At 59.7% G+C, this 2,400-nt stretch carries 2 protein-coding genes; both read left to right on the plus strand.

The features are described 5' to 3' along the window. Positions 1–167: 167 nt before the first annotated feature. On the plus strand, positions 168–1,055 hold the full coding sequence (gene modA, locus IRZ24_RS19420; protein ID WP_297168160.1) for a molybdate ABC transporter substrate-binding protein: 888 nt from the start codon (positions 168–170) through the stop codon (positions 1,053–1,055). After that, positions 1,048–1,899: an ABC transporter permease gene (locus tag IRZ24_RS19425; RefSeq protein WP_297168162.1), complete on the plus strand. Its 852-nt coding sequence runs from the start codon at positions 1,048–1,050 to the stop codon at positions 1,897–1,899. The genes modA and IRZ24_RS19425 overlap by 8 nt, the downstream gene beginning before the upstream one ends. Positions 1,900–2,400 lie beyond the last annotated feature (501 nt).

Raw genomic sequence — 2,400 nt, forward strand, 5'->3', positions numbered from 1 at the left:
GTTCCCCCCTCACCCGCTTTCCCTTGCTCGATCCCCTTCTCGGCTTGACATCTCGGCAATTCCTTCTCTATACTCAGTTTGTGAATACTCAAAAATAGAGTTTTCACCACTATTTCAAGTGCGCTCATAGCTAAGCTAGAGAGCAGGGAGAAGAAGGAGGCCCCATTATGCCCGCCAAGCCCACTGTTCCAGCACGGATGGCCTGTTGCTCGCCACGCCGTCAGGCTCGCTGGAAGCTCCTTTCAGGGAGCGCGATCCTCGCGCTTCTCGTGCTCCTGCTACTGGCTGCCTGCGGCAGCAGTAGCGGAAGCACCAGCGGTGCTAGCGGCACCAGCGCCCCGGCGGTTACGCTCAACGTTTTCGCCGCCGCATCCCTCAAGAATGCCTTTCAGGACATCGCTAACCAGTATCACAAGGCCCACCCTAATGTCAGCTTTAAGTTCAACTTTGCCGGTTCACAGGTCTTAGAGCAGCAGCTTGCCAACGGCGCCCCTGCAGATGTCTTTGCCTCCGCCGACCTGGATAACATGAACAAAGCCAGTCAGGCAGGCCTTGTCAACAATCCCCAGGTCTTTGCCAAGAATCGGCTGGTGATCATCGTGCCGGCCTCCAATCCCGCCGGAGTCAACGGGCTGCCAGACCTTGCCAAGAAGGGCCTGAAGTTCGATATCGCTGCCTCCACGGTGCCTGCGGGCAAATACTGCCGCCAGGCTTTCGATAAGATGGCGCAATCCTCAACCTATGGTCCTCAATTCGAAAAGGCTCTCTTGAGCAATGTCATTTCTCAGGAGGACAATGTAACGGCAGTGTTGCAGAAGGTTGAGCTAGGCGAGGCCGATGCCGGCTGCGTCTATCAGACCGACGCCGCCAGCGCTCAGGGCAAAGTCAAAGTCATTCCTATCCCTGATGAATTTAACGTCATTGCCCAATATCCGATTGCGGTTGTCAAGGCTTCGGCGCACGCCACTGAGGCTCAGGGCTTTGTTGACTATGTGCTTGGGCCGCAGGGGCAGGCGACCCTAGAGAAGTACCAGTTCATCCCGAAGAATGGTTGATGTACAACAGGCGCCGGCCCCCAGCGCCACCAGGCCGTCAGGCCGGCGCCCCTGGCTTGCACCTCTGCCGGGTCGCATCCTGATGGCGGTTCTAGTCGGGCTCCTGGCCGCCAGCTTTCTACTCTTTCTGGGCATCCCGCTGGCGGCTTTGCTCTTGCGCGAGTCACCGCAGCAGCTCTGGAGTGCTTTGACCCAACCCGACACCTTCATGGCCCTGCAGCTGAGCCTGGTAACCACCACGGCGAGCACGCTCCTCAGTGTCCTCTTTGGGCTGCCGGTCGCCTGGGTACTGGCGCGCGTGCCTCTGCCAGGACGGCGGCTACTGGAGACCCTGGTGACGATGCCGACCGTCTTGCCGCCGGTAGTGGCGGGAGTGGCGCTGCTCTTGACCTTCGGACGCTTCGGCCTCTTGGGCCGGTACCTCAGCGCCCTGGGCATCAGTCTTCCTTTTACGACAGTGGCTGTGGTCATGGCTCAGACCTTCGTCTCTGCCCCCTTCTTTGTGAACAGCGCGCGTGCAGGCCTAGAGCAGCTTGACCCTCGCTACGAGCAGGCAGCCTATACGCTGCGCGCTTCACCCTTCTATACCTTCCGCCGCGTGGTGTTACCCTTGATCCGTCCGGCCCTGCTCAGCGGCATGGGCCTGACCTGGGCGCGAGCCTTGGGCGAGTTCGGCGCGACCATCACTTTTGCAGGCAATTTTCCCGGAACTACGCAAACGATGCCGATCGCCATCTACATCGCGGCGGAAACCAACCTTGATGCGGCGGTGGCGCTCTCAGTACTGGTACTGGCGGTCTCGTTTGCGCTGCTCCTGGCCCTGCGCCTGGGACGTGAGCATTGACCAGGACCAGAGGGGCCTGATGAACAGAGCCAATTGGCTGCTGCCGATCAGGTTCCTAAGCTTTTCAAGCGCGAACACTCGCTGTCAGGCGCCGGCCCGCTAGCCTCAAGACAAGACAAGATAAGAAGGACTCGGCGCGGCAACCCCTCCGTGTTCAGCAACCAGGGTCGCCACGGGTCCCCCACGGGTTCCTACCCTAGCGTATCAACCAGGCCGAGCGCCTCGTCGGCTCTTTTTCAGCGAGACCGGCGAGAGACGCGAGAGCGAAAAGGCTTTCTAGCCGTCATCACAGCGATGACCGGCGCGTAAGCGAGCGAGAGCTGGACAAGGCAGGCTCAGAGAGGACTTGGTCAGGCAGACAAGAAGGAAGAAAGGAAAAGCTGTTCCCAGTTGCGTCAGCTGTTCCCATTTGTTACAATGTAGGTGCCACTTGCAACACGCGCGGTCATGCTGTCAGTACATCCTTTACACCCGCCCGGCGACGGATCGGTTCGATCAGAA

Origin of the sequence: Thermogemmatispora sp. (assembly GCF_019683755.1) — a bacterium.
GTDB lineage: Bacteria > Chloroflexota > Ktedonobacteria > Ktedonobacterales > Ktedonobacteraceae > Thermogemmatispora.